At 46.0% G+C, this 22,251-nt stretch carries 22 protein-coding genes; 3 read left to right on the plus strand and 19 right to left on the minus strand.

Annotated elements, in window-relative coordinates; genetic code table 11:
* Positions 1-67: 67 nt before the first annotated feature.
* From FAH67_RS05355 to FAH67_RS05400, 10 genes are all read right to left on the minus strand, one after another.
* Positions 68-601 (minus strand): CvpA family protein, encoded by a 534-nt coding sequence (locus FAH67_RS05355; RefSeq protein ID WP_004464188.1) that lies wholly within the window; start codon positions 599-601, stop codon positions 68-70.
* Positions 594-1,742, minus strand: coding sequence for a cell division protein FtsN (ftsN, locus tag FAH67_RS05360; RefSeq protein WP_004464189.1), 1,149 nt, complete (start codon positions 1,740-1,742; stop codon positions 594-596). Before ftsN ends, FAH67_RS05355 begins: the two co-directional genes overlap by 8 nt.
* A gap of 13 nt (positions 1,743-1,755) precedes the next feature.
* Positions 1,756-3,039: a bifunctional tetrahydrofolate synthase/dihydrofolate synthase gene (gene folC, locus FAH67_RS05365; protein WP_004464190.1), complete on the minus strand. Its 1,284-nt coding sequence runs from the start codon at positions 3,037-3,039 to the stop codon at positions 1,756-1,758.
* A gap of 38 nt (positions 3,040-3,077) precedes the next feature.
* On the minus strand, positions 3,078-3,530 hold the full coding sequence (locus tag FAH67_RS05370; protein ID WP_039863614.1) for a protein YgfX: 453 nt from the start codon (positions 3,528-3,530) through the stop codon (positions 3,078-3,080).
* Positions 3,531-3,534: 4 nt separating this feature from the next.
* Positions 3,535-3,894 carry a hypothetical protein gene (locus FAH67_RS05375; protein ID WP_003747228.1) on the minus strand — a complete coding sequence of 120 codons (360 nt, stop codon included), beginning with the start codon at positions 3,892-3,894 and terminating at the stop codon, positions 3,535-3,537.
* A gap of 63 nt (positions 3,895-3,957) precedes the next feature.
* Positions 3,958-4,686 (minus strand): amino acid ABC transporter ATP-binding protein, encoded by a 729-nt coding sequence (locus FAH67_RS05380; RefSeq protein ID WP_003747231.1) that lies wholly within the window; start codon positions 4,684-4,686, stop codon positions 3,958-3,960.
* A gap of 11 nt (positions 4,687-4,697) precedes the next feature.
* Complete coding sequence (gene yecR / locus FAH67_RS05385; protein ID WP_081451144.1) at positions 4,698-5,141, minus strand: YecR family lipoprotein; 444 nt, start codon at positions 5,139-5,141, stop codon at positions 4,698-4,700.
* Between the two features lie 40 nt (positions 5,142-5,181).
* The gene (gene rsmA / locus FAH67_RS05390; RefSeq protein WP_004464193.1) at positions 5,182-5,955 is read right to left on the minus strand and encodes a 16S rRNA (adenine(1518)-N(6)/adenine(1519)-N(6))-dimethyltransferase RsmA; all 774 of its coding nucleotides are present in this window, start codon (positions 5,953-5,955) and stop codon (positions 5,182-5,184) included.
* Between the two features lie 88 nt (positions 5,956-6,043).
* A complete protein-coding gene (locus FAH67_RS05395) occupies positions 6,044-6,643 on the minus strand; it encodes a Maf family protein (protein WP_004464194.1) in 600 nt (199 codons plus the stop codon).
* A gap of 14 nt (positions 6,644-6,657) precedes the next feature.
* The gene (locus FAH67_RS05400; RefSeq protein WP_004464195.1) at positions 6,658-7,197 is read right to left on the minus strand and encodes a gamma carbonic anhydrase family protein; all 540 of its coding nucleotides are present in this window, start codon (positions 7,195-7,197) and stop codon (positions 6,658-6,660) included.
* A 238-nt stretch (positions 7,198-7,435) separates the two neighbouring features.
* Here FAH67_RS05400 and FAH67_RS05405 point away from each other — a divergent pair, with 238 nt between their 5' ends.
* The gene (locus FAH67_RS05405) at positions 7,436-8,314 is read left to right on the plus strand and encodes a DMT family transporter (RefSeq protein WP_039863615.1); all 879 of its coding nucleotides are present in this window, start codon (positions 7,436-7,438) and stop codon (positions 8,312-8,314) included.
* Positions 8,315-8,367: 53 nt separating this feature from the next.
* Here FAH67_RS05405 and lepB read toward each other — a convergent pair whose 3' ends face one another.
* The 4 genes from lepB to FAH67_RS05425 all read right to left on the minus strand — a co-directional run bounded on the left by lepB (position 8,368) and on the right by FAH67_RS05425 (position 13,489).
* The gene (lepB, locus tag FAH67_RS05410) at positions 8,368-9,387 is read right to left on the minus strand and encodes a signal peptidase I (RefSeq protein WP_004464197.1); all 1,020 of its coding nucleotides are present in this window, start codon (positions 9,385-9,387) and stop codon (positions 8,368-8,370) included.
* Positions 9,388-9,486: 99 nt separating this feature from the next.
* The gene (locus FAH67_RS05415) at positions 9,487-10,767 is read right to left on the minus strand and encodes a tetratricopeptide repeat protein (protein WP_112890807.1); all 1,281 of its coding nucleotides are present in this window, start codon (positions 10,765-10,767) and stop codon (positions 9,487-9,489) included.
* A gap of 94 nt (positions 10,768-10,861) precedes the next feature.
* On the minus strand, positions 10,862-12,655 hold the full coding sequence (gene lepA / locus FAH67_RS05420; protein ID WP_004464199.1) for a translation elongation factor 4: 1,794 nt from the start codon (positions 12,653-12,655) through the stop codon (positions 10,862-10,864).
* 132 nt (positions 12,656-12,787) lie between these two features.
* Positions 12,788-13,489: a 5'-methylthioadenosine/adenosylhomocysteine nucleosidase gene (locus FAH67_RS05425; protein ID WP_004464200.1), complete on the minus strand. Its 702-nt coding sequence runs from the start codon at positions 13,487-13,489 to the stop codon at positions 12,788-12,790.
* 204 nt (positions 13,490-13,693) lie between these two features.
* Here FAH67_RS05425 and FAH67_RS05430 point away from each other — a divergent pair, with 204 nt between their 5' ends.
* Entirely contained in the window at positions 13,694-14,824 is a 1,131-nt protein-coding gene (locus FAH67_RS05430) for a PilT/PilU family type 4a pilus ATPase (RefSeq protein WP_004464201.1), read from the plus strand.
* Between the two features lie 61 nt (positions 14,825-14,885).
* Here the strand turns inward: FAH67_RS05430 and FAH67_RS05435 are convergent, their stop codons facing one another.
* The 5 genes from FAH67_RS05435 to FAH67_RS05455 form a co-directional block, all read right to left on the minus strand.
* On the minus strand, positions 14,886-16,292 hold the full coding sequence (locus FAH67_RS05435; protein ID WP_004464205.1) for a dihydrolipoyl dehydrogenase: 1,407 nt from the start codon (positions 16,290-16,292) through the stop codon (positions 14,886-14,888).
* Between the two features lie 253 nt (positions 16,293-16,545).
* The gene (locus FAH67_RS05440; RefSeq protein WP_004464206.1) at positions 16,546-17,283 is read right to left on the minus strand and encodes a redoxin family protein; all 738 of its coding nucleotides are present in this window, start codon (positions 17,281-17,283) and stop codon (positions 16,546-16,548) included.
* 188 nt (positions 17,284-17,471) lie between these two features.
* Positions 17,472-18,257: a 1-acylglycerol-3-phosphate O-acyltransferase gene (locus FAH67_RS05445; RefSeq protein WP_004464208.1), complete on the minus strand. Its 786-nt coding sequence runs from the start codon at positions 18,255-18,257 to the stop codon at positions 17,472-17,474.
* A gap of 64 nt (positions 18,258-18,321) precedes the next feature.
* A complete protein-coding gene (mutM, locus tag FAH67_RS05450) occupies positions 18,322-19,149 on the minus strand; it encodes a bifunctional DNA-formamidopyrimidine glycosylase/DNA-(apurinic or apyrimidinic site) lyase (RefSeq protein WP_039863624.1) in 828 nt (275 codons plus the stop codon).
* Positions 19,150-19,192: 43 nt separating this feature from the next.
* Positions 19,193-19,852 (minus strand): class I SAM-dependent methyltransferase, encoded by a 660-nt coding sequence (locus FAH67_RS05455; protein WP_112890808.1) that lies wholly within the window; start codon positions 19,850-19,852, stop codon positions 19,193-19,195.
* Between the two features lie 156 nt (positions 19,853-20,008).
* Between FAH67_RS05455 and FAH67_RS05460 the strand changes: the two genes are divergently transcribed.
* On the plus strand, positions 20,009-22,117 hold the full coding sequence (locus FAH67_RS05460; RefSeq protein WP_004464215.1) for a LysM peptidoglycan-binding domain-containing protein: 2,109 nt from the start codon (positions 20,009-20,011) through the stop codon (positions 22,115-22,117).
* The last annotated feature ends 134 nt before the right edge of the window (positions 22,118-22,251 follow it).

Here is a 22,251-nt window from a genome sequence, read left to right on the forward strand (position 1 = left end):
ATGATGTCAAATTTACGCAAATAAAAACGGATTCAGACGACCCATAGGCCGTCTGAATCCGTCAAACTCAATCATCCAATTCTTCTACTTCAGCTGCTTTACCCGAAAGATGCGGCATTGCGGTATCTTTTCCAGGCAGATAAGGCATTGCAGCATCGGCAAGTGATTCAAAATACGGAATTGTGTGCGAACTTTGCCACTCTTCCGTTTTCGGCAAATCAGTGTGTGAAAAAACCATCACGGCCAGTGTCACCAAAATCACACCTTTCACTGCGCCGAATACGCCACCAAGCAAACGGTTGATGCTTCCCAAACCAACAGCGGACATCAAACTGCTTAACAGCGATCGTGCCAGTTTCTGCAACAGCCATGCCAGAAAAAACACAGCGGCAAACCCCATGGCAACCGCCAAAGAATGCGGCTCAACCGATTTAAAGACCACATCGCCAAACGACACGGCAAGCATTCTGGCTGCAATGAACGATACTACCCACGCCACCATCGCCCCTGCTTCGGCAATAATACCCCGTGTCAACGAGATAATGATGCAGATGACGATGACGGCGGCAGCCAACAAATCGGCAACAGGCAAATTACTCACTGGTCACCTGACCGGCAATGCCATGTACACGCAATTTGTTCAAATCGCGCTCTGCATCGCGTGCATTTTTATAACTGGCTGATTTCACGCGATACACCTTACCTTTATCGGTCATCACTTCAGTGATGGTCGAATCGATACCTGCGGCTTTCATTTTACGTTGCAGGCTTTGCGCACGTTCTTTTTCAGCATAACCAGCTTGAATAGCGGCTTTTTTCGCAGGTTTGGCTTCTGCTGTTTCTTTTTCAGCTTTAGGTTTGGCTTTTTCAGACGGCTTCTCGGCAGTTTTTACCTTATCGGCTTTTTCTGCTTTGGCCGTTTCCTGTTTAGCTTTTTCATTTTTTGGTTTTTCAACTTTGGCTTCTGCTTTCTTGGCAGGCTCGGCCTTGTCTTTTACGCTGTCTTTGCTGTTTTTGGCAGATTTACGCTCGGCAATGGCTTTCTCTGCTTTTTCCAATTGTGCCAATTTATTGCGTTCGGCAGCGGCTTCACGTTCTGCTTTCTCAGCACGCGCTTGAAGTACGCGTTTTTTAGCTGCCAATGCGTTTTCTTTCTCAGCAGCTTCCTGTTGGGCTTGTGTTTTACGGGCGGCAGCAGCACGTTGTTCAGCCTGACGTTGGCGGCGTTCTTCGGCTCGGCGCTCCGCAGCTTCACGTTTGGCTGCCTCGGCGCGTTGAATACGTTCGGACTCTTCCAAGCCTTTAATATTGCCGTCATCCAAAGTATCGTTGATCAAAACCAACGGCTCGCCAACATCTTCGGGAGCAGATTCACGGCTTGGCTTCAATACTTCAACCGGCTCATTATCTTCTTCGTCGCCTGCATTTTGCGGTTTATTTGGTGCTTCGGCATCCGCATGGAGGGCAGCCTCTTCAGCAGCAGCGACATCCTCTTTATTCGGCTCTAAAACAACAGCCTTGCTCGGCTCGTCAGCCGTTTTGACTTGGCTCTGACCGACAGGCGCTTCTTTAAACGGTGAATTTTTATCGTCGCCGGAAGTCAGCGCCAGACCGAATAGCATACCCGATGCCACCACCAAGCCGGAGGCCAAGACCAAGCGACGGCGGTTGCGACGTTTGAGTCGTTCGTAACCGTCTAAATCGTATCCGTTTGGAGTTTCTTTTTGTTTATTGTCGGACATGATAATTTCCTCGTTAGTGTTCTTTCAAAACAGCCATCACATCGGCAACAGTATGGAATGAGCCGAAAACAACGATTCTATCATTTTCGGTTGCTTTAGCCAAAGCAGTGCGATAGGCTGCAGCGACAGTTTCAAAAACATTTACATTATCGATGCCGTGTTCAGCCAATTTGGCCTGCAAAGCCTCTACCGTCATGCCGCGCGGTACATTTAAAGGCGCGATATTCCACTCGTCAAACTGATCTTTAACGATTTCCAGCACACCATCAATATCTTTGTCGGACAACATACTGAATACGGCAGTACGTTTTTGGGCAAAGGCAAGGTTAATCAGGCTGCGGCGCAAAGCACGGGCTGCGTGCGGATTGTGGCCGACATCCAAAACCACCAGCGGACGGCCGGGCAAAACTTGGAAACGTCCAGGATTCTCAACCAACAGCAAACCGCGTTTAATCGCGCCGATATCAACCGGCAATTGTTCGTTCAAACATTCCAACACCGTCAATGCACACGCGGCATTGGACAACTGATAGGCGCCGCGCAAAGCAGGAAACGGCAAGGAATTGCGGTTACGGCTTTGGCCGTCTGAAGATTGCGGATGGAAGCGATAGTTCCACTGTACGCTTTCCATTGACGTAAAATCAAAATCTCGCTGAACCATCAACAATTTTGCACCAATTTCTTCTGCGTGCTTAACCAATGATTCAGGCGCAGGATTCTGACCGCATACAGCAGGCTTGCCGCTACGGAACACTCCGGCTTTTTCAAAACCGACCTGCTCGACAGTATCGCCCAAAAATGCCTGATGGTCCAAATCCACACTTGTAACGACCGAGCAGTCGCCGTCAAATACGTTCACAGCATCCAATCGTCCGCCCAAACCGACTTCCAAAATCATTACGTCCACATTTTCACGCATGAAAATATCGACGGCCGCCAAAGCATTAAACTCAAAATACGTCAGAGAAATTTCGCCGCGTGCAGCTTCAACACGCTCAAATGAGGAAACAATCAATTCATCTGAAACCTGTTGAGTGTTGATGGCGATTCGTTCGTTGTAACGCAGAAGATGAGGACTGGTCAGCGTACCGACTTTAAAACCGGCTTCTTTATAAATATGCGACAAATAGGCGCATACGGAACCCTTGCCATTGGTACCCGCCACCACGACGACAGGACATTGCGGCACCAAATTCATGCGTTTTTTCACTTCTCCCACGCGTTCCAAACCCATATCGATAAGGCCGGAACTATGGGCAGTCTCCAAATGAGAAAGCCAGTCTTGTAATGTTTTCATTGTATTTATCGCTTCAAAAGGCCGTCTGAAACAGCCGTTTAATCCATATCTGCCGCAAGTTCTGCTTTGTCTTCTTTTTCACGACACCAGCGCGCCCACACTTTCAGACGGCGGTAGGCATCGCGGTCGGTCATATCTGGCAAGATGCAGTGTTTAACCATTTTTCCATCAACATTCCATTGCAGAAACAAAGCATAAACTGTCAACATACTGCCGTCTTGCAAAACCGCGCTTCTTCCCTCTTCCTCGCCATTCAAGTAAACCGTCGCACGGTATTGGCGGTCGATGATGATTTTTCTGACCGTATTTTGAGCGTGAAAATTAACGCTGCGCCAAGCATAGGTAAAACTGCCGGCCAATGCCGCCAAACCCAGCCACATCATCCAGCCGTAAAACTCGGCAAGGCATGAGGCCAATGCCGAAAGGTGTAAGAAGACAATCAGAATTTTCAAAGAACGCGAAGGCTTTAAGGCCGTCTGAAAACTGCGCACGGCTTTACATCATATTGTCGAAAACAGGCGTAATGTTCAATTCCGCCTCTTCCATATCCAAAACCATATCGTGGATTTCGGTATCGAAAAATTCCCAAAAAGCCTTCAAGCTCATGTCTTGCGGCCATTTGCTTTTATCGATGTCCCAGCCGGCCAATTCGGCTTCAAAAATCTGCTGGTAGCGTTCGTCAAAATAAGAAATAACGGATTCGGGTTCGTCAAATTGCGGCACAAGGAATACGGAGCAGTTGGTGCGCAGTTGCTCGACGGTCAGGTCAGGCATATTTTCATCGGCGGATTTCAGCCATTCCAAAAAACGGGCGGTCGGCTTCAGCACGACAGCAGTACGGTCAACAAAATACATTATTTTCAACTTTCAAAATCATTCAAACCGATCATGCCGTCTGAAATTTCAGACGGCCCGAGTTTAATGTGTCATCACCTGTTGCAGGAATTGTTTGGCACGCTCGTGTTTCGGATTGGTAAAAAATTCTTCCGGCGTTTCATCTTCCAGAATCTGGCCTTTATCGACAAAAATCACACGGTCGGCAACTTCGCGCGCAAAACCCATTTCATGGGTCACACACATCATGGTCATGCCGCTTTCCGCCAAGTCTTTCATCACTTTCAATACCTCGCCGACCATTTCAGGGTCAAGCGCGGAAGTCGGCTCGTCAAACAACATCACGCGCGGCTCCATCGCCAAACCGCGTGCAATCGCCACACGTTGCTGCTGACCGCCGGAAAGCTGACCGGGCAGCGCGTCTTTTTTATGCGCCAAGCCGACACGTTCCAAAAGCTCCATCGCTTTCTTTTCCGCCTCTTCACGGCTTTGGTTTTTCACTTTCATCGGAGAAAGAATGATATTTTCCAAGACAGTCAAATGTGGATACAGATTGAACCCTTGGAACACAAAACCCACTTCTTCGCGCACTTTGTTCAAATCGGTTTTCGGATCGGCAACATTGATGCCGTCCACCCAAATCTCACCGCTTTCAATGCGCTCGAGTTGGTTTACCGTACGAATCAGCGTAGATTTACCACTGCCTGAAGGGCCGCATACAACGACCACTTCGCCTTGTTTGACTTCCAGATTCACGCCGTTGATAACGTGCAAATCTTTAAAATGTTTGTGTACATTTTTGAATTTAATCATATCGTTTGAGTTTAATGTCGATTAATCGGCTGTAACGTAACTTCCTGTTGAGTAGAAGCAGGAATATTAATGATAATCTGCTGGCCCGGCTGGACAGCATAAGAAGATTGGGAAACGTTTCGTGAAGGAATTTGTTGGGTGGGATAATTGTAACTACCCGTACATTGATACTCAGTTATCACTCTAAATCTTTCACAACCAAATCCATTATTTTCTATACATTGTTTACTACTTGTACCAAATGCTTCCGCATCAGAATATCCCCAAGCATTACATCGTTTTACAGCCTGTTCTTGTGATGCTTCCCTATTAATCATTGGGGATTCAAACCAGGCATAGTCATAAGCCATTTTCACAATTCCATCAGCCTTGCTCCCACTTATCGGAACCATAGTTTTATGAGTAGCACAAGCACTGACAACAAATAAAGATAATACAACAAGGGACGTTTTCATTGATTTTCCTTTTCTTAATTTAGTTATAAAGAATTTTAAATTACTTGCAAGCTAAATAATTGCTCAGTTCCACATATTTTTCCGGCGCGATATGTTCGGCACGATCTTGCGGGCTGATGCCGACTGCCTGCAAATCATCATCGCCGGCAAGTTCCTTCAAATTATTGCGTATGGTTTTGCGGCGTTGATGGAAAGCCAGTTTCACCAGTTTGGCAAAATGTTCAAAATCTTCTGCTTTACCGATACGGTGTTTCACCGGAATCATGCGTACGACGGCCGAATCCACTTTTGGTGCAGGATCAAAGGACTCGGGCGGTACTTCAATCAACATTTCCATATCGAAGAAATATTGCAGCATGACGCCCAGACGGCCATAGTCGTTGGTTTTCGGCTGCGCCACCATGCGTTCGACCACTTCTTTTTGCAGCATAAAATGCATATCGATCACATCGTCCGCCACTTCGCTCAATCGGAACAAAAGCGGCGTGGAAATATTGTACGGCAGGTTGCCGACAATTTTTTTCTTGCCTTCAATGCTGTTGAAATCAAACTGCAATACATCGCCTTCGTGTATCACCAATTTATCTGCAAACGGCAAGGTTTTCAGACGGCGTACGATGTCGCGGTCGATTTCGCAAACATGCAGGCGATTGAGTTTTTTCGCCAAAGGCTCGGTAATGGCTGCCAAGCCCGGGCCGATTTCAATCATGATATCATCGGGCTGCGGTCTGACCGCGTTGACAATATCGCTAATAATCCGCGTATCCTGCAAAAAATTCTGCCCGAAGCGTTTCCGGGCCTTATGTTCTTTCATATCTTTCTTCAAACAAGCTATTTAAGGCAGTATTGTAACTGAAACAGGCGTTTTTGTCGGCACGCTTTCAGACGGCATTTGCCTAATTTTAAGCAAACGGCGGCGCTGCCAAACCCAAAGATTTCAGCAGTTGCGCGGTCTCATAAACCGGCAAACCCATCACGCCGGTAAAACTGCCCTGCAAATGCTCGACAAATACGCCGCCCAAGCCCTGAATCCCATACGCACCGGCTTTATCCATCGGCTCGCCGCTGGCAACATAGGCTGCAATCTCCTCAGCTGTCAACGTTTTAAAGCGCACTTCACTCGTCTGCACCACATCATGGCGCACGCCTTGCCAGTAAACGCATACAGCCGTCAGCACTTGATGCGTCCGTCCGGACAAGCGTTCCAGCATATCGACCGCATCCGCCTCGGATTCCGGCTTGCCCAAAATAGCCGCACCATCCGCCACCGTCGTATCCGCCGTCAATACAGCAAACTCAGGCTCTTCGTCATGAGCAGTAAACCATTGCGCCACCGCCGCCTGATTTTTCTCGCAGGCCATACGGCGCACATACTCCAGCGCGGCTTCGCCTTCTTTAGGGGTTTCATCAATATCCGCTGGGAGGCGGTGTACTGTGAAACCCAAATTTTCCAAAATCTCACGACGGCGCGGACTGCCCGAAGCCAGATAAATTGCGTTCATTGGATTGGTTTTCCTTATTTTGAAATTTTATGCTGTCCGGACAGGCGGACATAATGCGCAGCCGAATACGTCAAAAATGCCTTTTCCTCATCCGTCAGCGGACGCACTTGTCTCACAGGCGAGCCGACGTATAAAAAACCGCTTTCCAAACGTTTGCGCGGCGGCACCAAACTGCCCGCGCCTATCATCACATCATCTTCGACAACCGTATCATCCAAAATAATCGAGCCCATGCCCACCAACACACGACTCCCAATTCGGCAGCCATGCAGCATGACCTTATGCCCAATCGTCACATCATCGCCGATAATCAAAGGCGAACCGTCAGGCTTCACCGCATTCTTATGCGACACATGCAAAACGCTGCCGTCCTGCACATTGCTGCGCTTGCCGATAGAAATGCTGTTCACATCGCCGCGCAATACAGCATAAGGCCAAATCGATACATCTTCCGCCAGCGATACTTCGCCAATCACTACCGAAGTCTCATCTACAAAACAAGACTCATCAACCGACGGCACATAATCCAAAAACGCACGAATAGGGTTTGCCATTTCCAATAATCCTTTTCTCAAAACCAAAACTGATCAAGCCGTCTGAAAACACGGCGTAAAACGATTTTATACTACAACAATACGAAATCAAGCCAGAAAATCATCAAAAGGCCGTCTGAAACAGTTTTCAGACGGCCTTTCATCATAACCCCTTTATCTTGGCTTACCACTATTTATCATTAGCACCTCATCTATCTTTTATGGAATAATCGTCTTCATTTGATTCATGGAGAAGCCGATGGACACACGTTCAGGAAATTATGCAGCGCCCCTGCTAGTCGTCGGCTGCGTCGTCTTCGGCTTGGGCAGTTTGATCGTCAAATTTGTCGATGTCGGCTCTTACGCCATCGCATTCTGGCGCTTACTGATTGCCGCCCCTATATTCTTCCTGCTCGGGCGTTTTTTCAGACAAAAAATGCCCACGAAAAGAAAAACGGTCGGCTACGCAATCTTATCCGGCGTTTTCCTCGCATTCGACCTCGCCCTTTGGCACGAAAGCATTCACGCCGTAGGCCCCGGCATTTCCACCTTGCTCAACAGTCTGCAGATTTTCTTTTTAGCCGCCATCGGCTTCTTCTTTTATTCGGAACGTCTAAGCACCCTGCAAATTTTAAGTTTGATATTGGCCACCATAGGCGTAGCCTTAATCGGCAGCCCGGAGTTCGGTCATAACGACAATGCCGCATGGGGATTTGTCAGCGGCGTAGTGTCCGGTGCCATGCTGGCCCTGTCTATGGTTTTCGTACGCAAAACCCATGAGCAGGAAAAAGTCGGTTTGTTTCCGCTGATGATGATTTTAAGCTTTGGCGGCGCAATGGCGCTGATCATTCCGTCGCTGCTATTCGATGCCGCCCATCTATATCCCAAAACTTTTAACGATGTGATTCTAGTCTCCATCTACGGCATCGTCATGCAATGCTTCGCTTGGGCATTGATTGCTTACGCCATCCCTCTTTTATCCTTGTCACTGACCGGCCTGCTACTGCTCTCCGAACCGGTCGCTGCCATGTTGATCGATTATTTCTGGTTGGATAAACCGATTAATACCGTCCAATGGAGCGGTGCCACTTTGACTTTATTGGCGATTTATTTAGGTTCGTTAAAAAACAAAAAATAGATACAAAAAAGGCCGTCTGAAAAATTTCAGACGGCCTTTTAATCTGTTATTGCTTATTTGATACTGGTACCGATACGGCTGAGTTCGCCAAAGTTCATCCAAACGAAGAAGGCTTTACCGACAATCAGTTTGTCATCGACAAATCCCCAGTAACGGGAATCGGCGCTGTTGTCGCGGTTGTCGCCCATCGCGAAATAACGGCCTTCGGGAACTTTACAGATAAAGCCATTGCCGTCTTCTGCGTATTCGCAATTTTCCAAACCGCTTGTTCCAAGTGAGTAATTGCTTTCAGGCATCACTTCGGAGGTGTATTTGTTCAATACGGCAATGGATACGGAAGGCTGACCGGCTTCTTTAACCACATCAAAGTTTTTGCCGTTCAAGGCCGTCTGAAAACGCTCAAGCGTATGAATAATAGACGGATCGGTATCATCTGCGTATTGATAATTGCCGTTTGGTTTTTCGGAAATAATTTCACCGTTAACAGTCAAAACCTTATCACGGTATTCCACAACGTCGCCCGGAATGCCGACGATACGTTTGATGTAATTCATCTCAGGCTGAAGTGGGTAATTGAACACCACGACATCGCCTCGGGCAATGTTGCCGACAGGGATAATGACCTTATTCAAAATCGGCAGGCGGATACCGTAAGAAAATTTGTTCACCAAAATAAAATCGCCTTTGACCAAGCCCGGACGCATGGAGCTGGACGGAATTTGGAACGGTTCGGCAATAAAGCTGCGCAACACAAAGATAACCAAGATGATGGGGAAAAAGCCGCCCATGTAGTCGGTAAAATGCGCATTGTCTTCGTCGGTCTCGCTTTTTTTCAGACGGCCTTTATGAATTGCCCAAACAATACCGGTGAACACGACAAACACCAGCAATACGGCGGTAAAGCTCATAAATTCGGACAAAATGCCGAATACACCGACCATGCACAGGAGATAACTCCATTGCAGGCCGGAGCTCCATTCGCCGTTTTCCTGACGCTCTTTGCTGCTTTTGAAATAAAGTATAAAACTGGCAGTTAAAATTACTACTGCCCCAGTAAGATATATATTATTCATTTATTCATCTCATGATTTGAACGATTATTTTGTAAAATAGTCTTTCATAATATTAGTAATTCCATAATTTTCAATTTAGATGCTAGGTGTATATTTTACTTACTCATAAGATAAATCCTGTTGTTTGATGTAAATACTTTTTTCTAAAAAATCTATTTGAGATACAAGTTCTTTTTTTTCGTTTTCTAAATTCAAAATTAAATCTTGATTTTTTTTAAATATATTTTTTTGTAATTCTTTTATTATAGAAAATTGATTATCCTTTCTTTCTTCTAGTTTATTGATGATTGTGTAACCCTTCAGTTTTTCAATTTTGCCATATTTAATAGCTTTTTTTGTTTTATTTATTTTAAAGTTTATATTGCTTATTCTATGATTTATGAGACTAATTTCCTCGTTATACTCTGTATTTCTTAACGATTTTATTTTTATATCTATGGATTTTATTTTTTCTTTAATACTTGTAATCTTTCTATTTAATTCATCAATATCATTTTTAATGTTTCTCAATAATGGAGACTCTTGAATTACTTCTTTCTTTATATTTTTGCGCAATTTTTCTTCATATTTTATTGCTTTATCAATTAATTTGGAACAATGGTTAATTAATTTTGTTAATTTAGTATAATGGCTAGGGGAGTGAAAACTCATATTGTGTATTTTATATATTTCATTAATCAATATTTTAATGTAATTGTTTTTATTTAAAATATATTGATCTTTTAGGATTGGTATATATTCATCCATCATTGCATTCATTATCCCATTTATATAAATATAATTTTCTTCTTTGTATGTTGCATAATTGGAAAGACTTTTAAATAGGCTATCTAATCCGTATAGTTTTCCTAATATATTAGGTATATAGAAATTGCAATTTTTATTTTCATTTTTTAAAATTTCAATGCGTTCATAAGCGATTGGATGACCTTGTATGGCAGCTTTTTGCCACCACATAAGAGCCTTTCGATCATCTTTCTCAATACCGTAACCCCCCTCATAATAAACGCATCCTAAATTGAATAGTGCTGATGGATCATTTTCTGAGGCGGCAATTTCAAACCATTTAACCGCCATTTCTAAATTTCGTTCTTCTAAGCCTTGTCCAAGTACATATATCATTCCTAAATTATATGCAGCAGGCAAATAATCTTGATAAGCAGCAATCTTGTATAGTTCCACAGCTTTATTAATATTTTGCTTTACTCCTTCCCCATTTTCATACATTAAAGCTAAGTTATACTGTGCCTCAGGTATATTATCTTTTGCCAATTTCTCAAAAATTGGGAAAGCTGATTTATAGTTTTGTTTATCATAATAGGTCAATGCTACTTGGAATATTGCCATGGCTTCTGCATAAGGAATGTTTCTTTTTATCATTTAAATAACCGTGAATAAAACAAAATTTTTATATTACAGTAAGATGAATTTCATCAAATATTTTATGAATACTCTAGAAAATGCCGCTTTAAATCTACTTTTCCCCTACTTGCAGAATCGCCAAAAATGCGCTTTGCGGAATTTCCACGTTGCCCACTTGTTTCATGCGGCGCTTACCTGCTTTTTGTTTTTCGAGAAGTTTTTTCTTACGCGTAATATCACCGCCGTAACATTTCGCCAAAACGTTTTTACGCAGGGCTTTGACGTTTTCACGAGCAATAATCTGGCTGCCGATGGCGGCCTGTACGGCAATATCAAACATCTGGCGCGGAATCAGTTCGCGCATTTTTGATGCCAGCTCGCGGCCTCGGTGAACGGCGCTTTGACGGTGAACAATCAGGCTTAAGGCATCGACTTTTTCGCCGTTGACCATAATATCCAGCTTAATCAAATCAGACGGTTGGAACTCTTTGAAATGGTAGTCCAACGAAGCATAACCGCGTGAAGTGGATTTGAGTTTGTCAAAGAAGTCCATCACCACTTCGTTCATCGGCAAGTCGTAAGTCAGCATCACTTGGCGGCCCATATATTGCATATTGACCTGCACGCCGCGTTTTTGGTTGCACAAAGTCATGACGTTGCCGACGTATTCCTGCGGCACAAGAATGGTCGCAGTGATAATCGGCTCGAGAATGGTTTCGATGCTGCCGATGTCGGGCAGTTTGGATGGGTTTTCGACTTCGATTTTTTCGCCGCTTTTCAACACGACTTCGTAAACCACCGTCGGCGCGGTGGTAATCAAATCCATGTCGAACTCGCGCTCCAAACGTTCCTGCACGATTTCCAAGTGCAACAGACCCAAGAAGCCGCAGCGGAAACCGAAACCCAATGCCTGGGAAACTTCAGGCTCGAATTTCAGCGAAGCATCGTTCAGTTGCAATTTTTCCAGCGCATCGCGCAAGGCTTCGTAATCGTGGCTTTCTACGGGATAAAGTCCGGCGAATACCTGGCTTTGCACTTCTTGGAAGCCGGGCAGCGGCTCGGAGGCAGGATTGGCAACCAATGTAACCGTATCACCGACTTTCGCCTGACCCAATTCTTTTACGCCGGTAATCAAAAAGCCTACTTCGCCGGCTTTGAGCTCTTGTTTCTGAACTGATTTCGGCGTGAATACGCCCAGCTGCTCGACCTGCGTTTCCGCTTTGGTACTCATAAAGCGCACTTTGTCTTTCAGCTTGATAGTGCCGTTTTTCACACGGATCAGCATGACCACGCCGACGTAATTGTCAAACCACGAATCGACGATAACGGCTTGCAGCGGCGCATTTTCATCGCCGGTAGGCGCAGGGATTTTGGCAACGATTTCTTCCAAAACGTCTTCTACGCCGATGCCGCTTTTGGCGGAACATTGCACCGCGCCGACGGCATCGATGCCGATGATGTCTTCGATTTCCTGTTCAACGCGCTCGGGGTCAGCGGCAGGCAGATCGATTTTGTTCAAAACCGGCACGACTTCCACGCCCAAATCAATCGCGGTATAGCAGTTCGCCACGGTTTGCGCTTCCACGCCTTGCGACGCGTCAACGACCAGCAGTGCGCCTTCGCAGGCGGACAAGGAGCGGGAGACTTCGTAAGAGAAGTCGACATGTCCCGGCGTGTCAATCAGGTTGAGCTGATACACCTGTCCGTTGCGTGCTTTGTAGTTGAGCGCGGCGGTTTGCGCTTTGATGGTGATGCCGCGCTCTTTTTCGATGTCCATGGAGTCGAGCACCTGCGTACTCATTTCGCGCAAATCCAAACCGCCGCAGTATTGGATGAAGCGGTCGGCAAGCGTCGATTTGCCGTGGTCGATGTGGGCAATAATGGAGAAATTCCGTATGTTTTTCATATTGTTATTAAGATAAATGCAATTAAAGCCGGAAAGGCCGTCTGAAAAAACAGGGATTCGGTTTTCAGACGGCCTTAGAATAAGGTTGAATCGTTCCGTATTCTAACGGAAATTCAACGTTTCTGCATGATTTTATAGCGATTTGACAATCTCGGTAACCATCTTCGCCGAGCTGACGGCCGCTGTTTTCAAAAACTCTTCAAAGCTGATGTCCGCTTTCTCATCTGCCGAATCGGATACGGCGCGAATAATCACAAACGGCACTTCCAACTGGTAACAGGTCTGCGCAATCGCCGCAGCTTCCATTTCCACTGCTTTCACGTCAGGGAAATGGCTGCGGATTTCCGCGACACCTTCACTGCTGTGCACAAAACGGTCGCCACTGACAATCAGGCCTTGCGTTACGGCCGCACCTTCAAACACTTGCGCCGCCTTTTCTGCTTGGCGAATCAGGTTTTCATCCGATGCAAACACAGCAGGAAGTTGCGGTACCTGCCCCCAAACATAACCAAAAGCCGTTACATCAACATCGTGATGCGCCACAGTTTCGCCGATAACCACATCGCCGACCTTCAGGCCCTTTCCCAAACCGCCTGCACTGCCGGTATTGATGACGCAATCCGGTGCAAACTGATGAATGACCCAAGAAGTCGAAACCGCCGCATTGACTTTACCGATACCGCTCAAAACCAATACCATGCGTTTCCCGGCCAATTCGCCTTCATATGCTGAGAATTTACCGAAGGATACATGTTTGACATTGGCCATGCTTTCACGCAAAAGCTCAATTTCCTGTTCCATTGCGCCGATCACGGCAATTGTTTGTGCTGACATCTCGTTACCTTTCCATTCACTAATCGGGCAATATTATAACAGCAGAATTTAAAATCACAGGGATACTGAAAAATCTGCTATATTCCCAGAACGACACTCAATTTAAAACAGATCGCCACTCTAACGGGCAAAACAGCAAATAATGATTGCTTCTGTTACAATTGTTCTCAATAAAATAACTTAACATTAACTATCTGAATTCTTATGTTTGACGAAAATACTCCGGACGCAAAAGAAGAATTGTTCGCTTGGCTACGCCATATGAACAAATACAAAGGCTCCGACCTCTTTATCACGACCAATTTTCCGCCCGCTATGAAAGTGGACGGCAAAATCACGCCGATTACCAATGAGCCGCTGACCTCTGAAAAATGTATGGAAATCGCTTTTTCGATTATGTCCACCAAACAAATCGAAGAGTTTTCCTCCACCAACGAATGTAACTTCGCCATCAGTCTGCCCGACACCAGCCGCTTCCGTGTCAATGCAATGGTGCAGCGCGGCGCGACGGCGCTGGTGTTCCGCTCCATTACCAGCAAAATCCCTAATTTCGACAGCCTCAATCTGCCGCCTGTCTTGAAAGACGTGGTGATGAAAAAACGCGGCCTCGTGATTTTTGTCGGCGGTACCGGTTCGGGCAAATCCACCTCGCTCGCCGCGATGGTTGACCACCGCAACGAAAATTGCCAAGACCACATCATTACCATCGAAGACCCGATTGAGTTCGTCCATCAACACAAAAAAAGCATCATTACCCAGCGCGAAGTCGGTGTGGATACCGAAAACTGGTTTGCCGCGCTGAAAAACACTCTGCGTCAGGCACCCGACGTCATCCTGATCGGCGAGATTCGCGACCGCGAAACCATGGACTACGCCTTGGCGTTCGCTGAAACAGGCCATCTCTGTCTCGCCACGCTGCACGCTAACAACTCCAACCAAGCGCTCGACCGCATCATCAACTTCTTCCCCGAAGAGCGCCGTACCCAGTTGCTGACCGATTTATCGCTCAACCTGCAAGCCTTTATTTCACAACGCCTGATTCCCCGCGAGGGCGGTAAAGGCCGCGTAGCCGCTGTGGAAATTCTGCTCAATTCGCCGATTATTTCCGAGATGATTCAAAAAGGCGAAATCCACGGCATTAAAGAAATGATGAAAAAATCTACCACCATGGGTATGCAGACTTTCGACCAAGCGCTCTACGAGCTGTACGAACGCGGCGACATCAGTTTCCAAGACGCCATTAAAAACGCCGACTCCGCACACGACCTGCGTTTGGACATCCAACTGCGCAGCCGCCGCACACAAAATGCCGGTACGGATTTAGAATTGATTTAACAGCTTCAAAGCATAAAAAAGGCCGTCTGAAAGTTTCAGACGGCCTTTATCCATCAAACAATCAAGCCTGTTTCAATTTTGCATCGGCATCACGCAATGCAGTGCGCAGACCTTCCTCGATAACCGGATGGTAGAACGGCATATCCAGCATTTGCGGAATCGTCATCTTCATTTGATGCGCCCAAGCCATCAAGTGTGCCAAATGTTCGGCAGCAGGGCCGACAACTTCCGCACCAATGAAACGGCCGGTCGCTTTCTCAGCATACAAACGCATATGGCCTTTGTTGACCAACATAACGCGGCTGCGGCCTTGGTTTCGGAATGAAACTTCGCCGATTACAAACTCATCAGGCTGATATTTCGCTGCAACTTGCGTGTATTTCAAGCCGATAGTGGCAATTTGCGGACTGGTGAATACCACGCCGATTACGCTACGGCGCAAACCGCCCTCAATATTCGGGAAAATAGCGGCATTGTGACCGGCAATTTTGCCTTGGTCAGAAGCTTCATGCAGTAGAGGCAATTGATTGGACGCATCACCTGCGATGAAGATGTGCGGAATGCTGGTTTGCATGGTCAACGGATCGGCAACAGGCACGCCACGCGCATCTTTTTCGATATTCAGGTTTTCCAAACCAATATTGTCCACATTTGGGCGGCGACCGGCGGCAGCCAAAGCATATTCAGCATGGAACACACCTTTTTCGCCATCTTGTTCCCAATGAACTTCAACATTGCCCTCTGCGTCCAACTTGACTTCGGTTTTTGCATCCAAATGCAAAGTCAACTCTTCACCAAAAACGGTTTTGGCTTCTTCAACGACAACAGGATCGGAAATACCGCCAATCGCACCGGCCACGCCAAAAATTTCAACTTTTACGCCCAAACGGTGCAAAGCCTGACCCAACTCTAAGCCGATTACGCCAGGACCGAACACGGCCACACTCTTAGGCAGGGTATCCCAAGAGAAAACATCATCGTTCACAATCAAGCGATCGCCTAAAACTTCCCACTGAGGGAAAATCACAGGGCGCGAACCTGTGGCAATTACAAAACTTTTTGCAGTGATTTGAGTATGATCATCGATTTGGACGGTGTGTTCGTCAACAAATTTTGCCGTACCCATAATACGCTTGTCGGCAGGCCACTCTTCTACATCGCTGACTACAAAACCGACAAAACGGTCGCGTTCGGACTTCACGCGGCGCATGACTTCTTCGCCGTTTACCGTTACACTGTCTTTATCCAAATGCACACCAAACGGATCGGTATGCAGAGCATGATGGCGCGCTTCCGCAGCCGCAATCAGCAATTTGGACGGCATACAGCCGACACGCGCACAAGTTGTTCCGAATACATTGTTTTCAATCAGGTAAACATTGTCTGTCTGAAGTCGGGCATTGCGAAATGCGCCCATACCGGCTGTACCGCCACCCAGTACTACCACATCTGCTTGAATCTTTTTCATATTTTATCCTTACTGTCTATATCCAAACCGATATTGCCATCAGGTTATCTGTTTTCAGACGGCCTAAACTTCATAAACTATCAAAATTTAAAAATCAATAGTCAATACCTAAATATCGATTTAAAACAATAATCTCAAATTCTACTTGTAAATATAGAGTTATTCAGAACGACGATTTGCAAACGTCGTTTGAATAACTCTATATTTGGGTCTTTCAGACGGCCTTTTCAAGCCGTCTCAAGCATACAGGCAATTAGTTTTTAGCCAAGTAAGCTTCCAAGTCTTCGCTGCCACCGATGTATTTGCCGCCGATGAATACTTGAGGAGCAGTCATCTTGCCGGTAATAGCGCGTACGGAAGTAACAGTTGCATCTTTGCCCAATACGATTTCTTCGTAAGACAAACCTTTGTCTTGCAGAGCTTTTTTAGCTTTAGCACAGAATTGGCAGCCAGGTTTGGTAAAGATGGCAACAGACTCTTGAGCTTTCCACTCAGGAGCAATAAATTTCAACATAGTGTCAGCGTCAGACACTTTGAAAGGATCGCCTGGTTCTTCAGGTTCGATAAACATTTTTTCAACCACGCCGTCGTTAACCAGCATGGAGTAACGCCAAGAGCGTTTGCCGAAGCCCAAGTCTTCTTTGCCAACCAACATGCCCATGCCTTCAGTGAATTCACCGTTGCCATCAGGAATCATGTAGATATTGTCAGATTCTTCTTCAGCAGCCCAAGCGTTCATCACGAAAGTGTCGTTTACAGATACGCAGTAGATTGCGTCAACACCGTTTTCTTTGAACGCGCCAAACAATTCGTTGTAGCGTGGCAGGTGAGAAGAAGAGCAAGTCGGAGTAAATGCGCCAGGCAGAGAGAACACGACTACTTTTTTGCCTTTGAACAAATCATCAGTAGAAACATCTTTCCAAGTGTCGCCAACGCGAGTGCGGAATACTACGGAAGGTACTTTTTGACCGGTACGATCTTGCAAAGCCATTTTTAAGCTCCTTAAAAATTCAGGTTTGAGAAATGAATCAATGCTTGCATTCTAATGCAGGTCTATCGATTTGTATAATTTATAGTTCAAATGATATTAATTACATCAAACTATCAATTCAATTAAACCGAAAACAGCTGTTTCTTTAAATGAAGGCCGTCTGAAATAAAACAAGTACCTGACTGAAATTATTTTTTAGGTGAGGGCTGAACGGGAGAATCCGAAGCCACAATTTCGCCGATGGCTGTTTCCGCAATATCCTTCAAAGCATAGCGGTCTTTATCCGGCATATCTGTCGATTTGTACTGTGGCGAGAAATCCAAGCGGATACGGATTTTCTTCATAGAAACAATGCGCCATAAAGACTGAAACAGGTTTACCTCCGCATAGGATGGCAGATCCGTCCGTTGTCCTTCGTCATCATAATATCGCAAAGTTACTGCCTGAATCGGCGCTTTCGCATCAATAGCCGATTGAAACAGGGCTGCTTTAAACGGCAAAATACCCAAGCCGGAAGAAGTGCGCGCCTCGGGGAAGAAACTGACATTTTGCCCTGCTTTCAATGCCGCACAAATTGCCTGATTAATCGGCTCGACATCACGGCGGGAATTGCGGTTAATAAACACCGTGCCGGCATTTTTACCCATTTTCCCCAAAACCGGCCAACCGCTGATTTCCTGTTTCGCAATAAAACTACTCGGATAAACGGCACTCATGGCAAAAATATCCAACCAAGACACATGGTTGGCCACGACCAAAGTACCGCTTACATTTCCTTGAGGCGGTACGCCGATTTCCAATTCGATATCCAAAGCATCCAACGCACCTTTCCCCAAAACAACCACTGCGTGATTGCGTTCCTCTGCATTGTTGCCATCGATGGCACGCAAATCCCGACCGGTTCTGAATAACCAAGCTGCCAAACGGCAAAGTCTGCCCAGTCGTTTAAAAAAAGGAGCTTTTTGTTTAGACATAAAATTTCTTCTGTATTGTGTTCATTATTTTCAGACGGCCTCTGACATTTAAGGCCGTCTGAAACTATTTCTGGCAATTTGGACAATAAAATGTTCCACGCTGCCCCAAAGTTTCTTTAAAAATCAACCCGCCACATTGGACACAAGGCTCATTGTGACGGCCATAGACCGTATACTCCTGCTGAAAGTAGCCGCTTTTTCCATCGCTATTCACGAAGTCTCGCAGCGTACTGCCGCCGGTTTCAATCGCCCTTTGCAGAACCGCTTTAACGGTTTCCACCAATAATGCGCATTCTTTCTTGGTCAGCTTATTCGCCGGGCGCAATGGCGAAATACCTGCCTTAAACAGACTTTCATTCGCATAAATATTGCCAACGCCAACCACCACCGCATTATCCATTAGCGCTAATTTGACTGCACGCTTTTGGGTTTTCAATTTCTGATACAGGTAATTTGCATCAAAATCGTCCGAAAGCGGCTCCGGTCCCAGTTTTTCCAACAGCGGATGATGCTCGGCAATACCCTCATACCACAATACCGCACCAAATTTACGCGGATCGTGATAACGCAATACAGTACCGTCATCAAATACAAAATCTAAATGATCGTGTTTATCAGGCGTGGCGATACGCTCATCATTGGCGGTAAAAATACGCAAACTGCCAGACATGCCTAAATGAATAAGTAAAATACCCGTTTCAAAAGTAATAATCAAATACTTCGCACGACGGTTGCATGCCAAAACTTTGCGCCCGGCCAAAATTTGCGCCAAGTTCGGATGGATAGGCCATCTCAATTTAAACTGGCGAATAATGACTTTTTCTATCTTCTTGCCATCAATATGCGGCGCGATTCCGCGTAAAGTCGTTTCCACCTCAGGTAATTCAGGCATCATTATTCTCCAAATTCATCATTATATATAGGCCGTCTGAAAACTATTCGGCCAAACGTGCCGTACTTAAAGCAACCGTATTGCCATCGAATGCAGATTCCAATTCAGGCAAAGGATGGACACCAATCAAATGTTTCGTCAAAACCACACCATACACCGCCGCACACTGAGGCCACCACCTATCCCCCGCCTTTTCCATAAACTGCCAAAACCTCAAAGCAGATGGTGAATTCACAGCAGGCAGATAATCCATAAACTGCCCATATTCCATTTCAAAACCAATAGCGACAGTTTTTCGTTTCAACTCAGCCAGAGCCAAGCATTGAGATTTCATAGGCAGTCTTTTGCCATCAAACCACGAGCTCAATCCCCACAAAGATTTAGGGTTAAACCCCGTCAAAATCAACCTGCCCTCGGGTTTTAATATCCTAAATGCCTCTTGCAACACCAAATCGGCAGATGAAATTTCCAAAAGATGAGGCATCAATAATACATCCACAGAATGCGTTTCAAATGCCAACATTTCAGCATCCATCCGTACATCGCGCGGCACCATAATCATATTTTCAGACGGCCTCTGCCATATACCGCCTAATTGAACTGCCACTTGGCCATTCAAATATTGCAAATGCCGTCTGAAAAAATCCGCCTCTTTTTGAGCAAGATATTGTCCCATTGGCGTTTGCATAAAAAAAACTTCCATTAAAGACTCCCCTATGCATCCCGACTTGTGTGACCGAATTTTAACACCACGGCCACATCATACAAGCAAATTCCCTGCCCGGCTTGACGTTTGAATGCTGAAACGATACCATCGAGAAGACAAAATCTTATTATATATTTGATAACTCTATTTACTATGGCAAAACTAAAAACCATCGTTCTGACCGTTTCAAGCCTGTCGGCAGTTTCCGCCACAGCCTACGCGCAAAACGCTACGCCCAACCAAGTCGGCATGGCCATGATGCGCCTCAACTCCTCCCTGCTCGACCAAGCAAAAACACAAACCTTCGGCTCCGGTAGTTTGTGGGCATCATTGCGTAAAGACTTCCGCATCAACGAAGTCAATACAGAACTGGTTCGCCGCCATGAAAACAAATTTGCTGCAAACAGTGCATATTTCGACCGCACCATCTCCCGCAGCAAACCTTATATGTACCATATTGCCAATGAAGTTAAAAAACGCAATATGCCTGCAGAAATCGCTTTGCTGCCTTTCATTGAAAGCGCATTCGTAACCAAAGCCAAATCACACGTCGGCGCATCCGGCCTGTGGCAATTTATGCCGGCTACCGGCCGCCACTTCGGCTTGGAAAAAACGCCTTTGTATGACGGTCGCCACGACGTTTACGCCGCTACCGATGCCGCACTGAACTACCTGCAATACCTGCACAGCATGTTCGGTGACTGGTCTTTGGCCCTTGCCGCTTACAACTGGGGCGAAGGTAACGTCGGCCGTGCCGTAAACCGCGCCCGTGCGCAAGGTTTGGAACCGACATACGAAAACCTGCGTATGCCGAACGAAACACGCAATTACGTTCCAAAACTTTTGGCTGTCCGCAATATCGTTGCCAACCCGCAAACTTTCGGCATGAATATCAGTGAAATCAGCAATCAGCCGTATTTCAAATCTGTCAGCATCGACAAACCTATTGATAACAGCACAATTGCTCGTTTTGCAAACATCAGCGAAAGCGAACTGTTGGCACTCAACCCAGGTTTCAATGCCCCGGTATTTATCCCTAAAAACAACCGTCGTCTGTTGTTACCGGTTTCTGCGGTTTCTGCATTTGAAAAGAACTACCGCAATGCCAATCCAGATACCCTGATGTCTTGGGATATTTATACCTCTTTGGGCAACAAAAAACTTAATGCCATTGCTAACGATACCGGCATGAGTGTAGCCGAACTCAAACGCCTCAATGGCCTGAGCGGCAGTGCCATTTCTGAAGGCCGCAGCATTTTGGTGGCTAAAAACTCAGCTACCCAAAGCCAAGACATTATTAACTTCATCGACAAAGACAATACTCCGGATACTTACCAATCCAATATGCCGGCCATGTCTCCGATTATTGCTTCCAACGTAGCAGAACCGGTTAAAGTCGCTCAAACTACCGTGACCAATATTGTTGCTCCTGTTGTTCCACAGTCCAGCAAACCGGTTGACTTTATTGCACGCAGCAAAGCTGAAAACGTTACTTCCGTAGTGGTAACAGAAACCAAGGCGCAACCTCAAGTTGCAAATGCGGATGCAGCAGCCACTGTTGTAGCCATGACCCATACTGCTACTGAGCCTACTGCCACAAATGTTGCAGAAGCACCCAAAGCAGCCACCCCTGCCGACTTGACTGCACCGACTGTTGCCGCAAACGATGTAGCGCCTACTTCTGCAGTTGAATCTGTTGCTGCCGTGCCGGTTCAAGAAGAGCATGATGACCTGATGGCTTTGGTACAAAACCGACCTGCGGAGGAACCTGCAGCGACTGTTGCTGAAGCGACTCCTGAAGCCAAACAAGTTCAAACTGTTGTTACTGCCGAAAGCGCTCGTACAGAACGTATCGCAGCCAATACCGTTAAACAGCAAAGCCGCATCAATGCGCGTCTTGCCCGTGTAAGTGGTCAACAAAACACACAAACTGCAGCACTTGCAGCAGGCACATACCGCGTGGCAGATGGTGATACGTTGTTTAATATCTCCAAACGTTATAACCTGAGCGTAGCTGATTTGATTATTGCCAACAACATCAAAGGCAACAATATCAAAAAAGGCCAAATCCTCCGCGTTACAGCTGCTCCGGCAAAAATCCACAGCAACCCGATTCAAAACGTTTCCTACACTGTACGCAAAGGTGATACTTTGAACACCATTGCCAGCCGTTTCAATGTTGATGTTAATGATATCCGCCGTTGGAACCGCAATACCCGTACTGTGACTCCTGGTCAACGTTTGAAACTGATCGGTAGCTAATACTTACTTCAAAACAAAGGCCGTCTGAAATATTCAGACGGCCTTTTTCTTTATAATAAATAATAAATTCAATTTTTAAAAACAAAATAGCTATCTCTTCAAGCTATAAATATCTGTTCAATCACTGCGACATA

This window comes from Neisseria flavescens (assembly GCF_005221285.1).
GTDB lineage: Bacteria > Pseudomonadota > Gammaproteobacteria > Burkholderiales > Neisseriaceae > Neisseria > Neisseria flavescens.

What these genes read in the sequence shown, in the direction of transcription:
- ftsN (WP_004464189.1), bottom strand. Translation starts at nt 1,742, where the DNA reads ATGTCCGACAATAAACAAAAAGAAACTCCAAACGGATACGATTTAGAC.
- folC (WP_004464190.1), bottom strand. Translation starts at nt 3,039, where the DNA reads ATGAAAACATTACAAGACTGGCTTTCTCATTTGGAGACTGCCCATAGT.
- FAH67_RS05375 (WP_003747228.1), bottom strand. Translation starts at nt 3,894, where the DNA reads ATGTATTTTGTTGACCGTACTGCTGTCGTGCTGAAGCCGACCGCCCGT.
- FAH67_RS05380 (WP_003747231.1), bottom strand. Translation starts at nt 4,686, where the DNA reads ATGATTAAATTCAAAAATGTACACAAACATTTTAAAGATTTGCACGTT.
- yecR (WP_081451144.1), bottom strand. Translation starts at nt 5,141, where the DNA reads ATGAAAACGTCCCTTGTTGTATTATCTTTATTTGTTGTCAGTGCTTGT.
- rsmA (WP_004464193.1), bottom strand. Translation starts at nt 5,955, where the DNA reads ATGAAAGAACATAAGGCCCGGAAACGCTTCGGGCAGAATTTTTTGCAG.
- FAH67_RS05395 (WP_004464194.1), bottom strand. Translation starts at nt 6,643, where the DNA reads ATGAACGCAATTTATCTGGCTTCGGGCAGTCCGCGCCGTCGTGAGATT.
- FAH67_RS05400 (WP_004464195.1), bottom strand. Translation starts at nt 7,197, where the DNA reads ATGGCAAACCCTATTCGTGCGTTTTTGGATTATGTGCCGTCGGTTGAT.
- FAH67_RS05405 (WP_039863615.1), top strand. Translation starts at nt 7,436, where the DNA reads ATGGACACACGTTCAGGAAATTATGCAGCGCCCCTGCTAGTCGTCGGC.
- lepB (WP_004464197.1), bottom strand. Translation starts at nt 9,387, where the DNA reads ATGAATAATATATATCTTACTGGGGCAGTAGTAATTTTAACTGCCAGT.
- FAH67_RS05415 (WP_112890807.1), bottom strand. Translation starts at nt 10,767, where the DNA reads ATGATAAAAAGAAACATTCCTTATGCAGAAGCCATGGCAATATTCCAA.
- lepA (WP_004464199.1), bottom strand. Translation starts at nt 12,655, where the DNA reads ATGAAAAACATACGGAATTTCTCCATTATTGCCCACATCGACCACGGC.
- FAH67_RS05425 (WP_004464200.1), bottom strand. Translation starts at nt 13,489, where the DNA reads ATGTCAGCACAAACAATTGCCGTGATCGGCGCAATGGAACAGGAAATT.
- FAH67_RS05430 (WP_004464201.1), top strand. Translation starts at nt 13,694, where the DNA reads ATGTTTGACGAAAATACTCCGGACGCAAAAGAAGAATTGTTCGCTTGG.
- FAH67_RS05435 (WP_004464205.1), bottom strand. Translation starts at nt 16,292, where the DNA reads ATGAAAAAGATTCAAGCAGATGTGGTAGTACTGGGTGGCGGTACAGCC.
- FAH67_RS05440 (WP_004464206.1), bottom strand. Translation starts at nt 17,283, where the DNA reads ATGGCTTTGCAAGATCGTACCGGTCAAAAAGTACCTTCCGTAGTATTC.
- FAH67_RS05445 (WP_004464208.1), bottom strand. Translation starts at nt 18,257, where the DNA reads ATGTCTAAACAAAAAGCTCCTTTTTTTAAACGACTGGGCAGACTTTGC.
- mutM (WP_039863624.1), bottom strand. Translation starts at nt 19,149, where the DNA reads ATGCCTGAATTACCTGAGGTGGAAACGACTTTACGCGGAATCGCGCCG.
- FAH67_RS05455 (WP_112890808.1), bottom strand. Translation starts at nt 19,852, where the DNA reads ATGGAAGTTTTTTTTATGCAAACGCCAATGGGACAATATCTTGCTCAA.
- FAH67_RS05460 (WP_004464215.1), top strand. Translation starts at nt 20,009, where the DNA reads ATGGCAAAACTAAAAACCATCGTTCTGACCGTTTCAAGCCTGTCGGCA.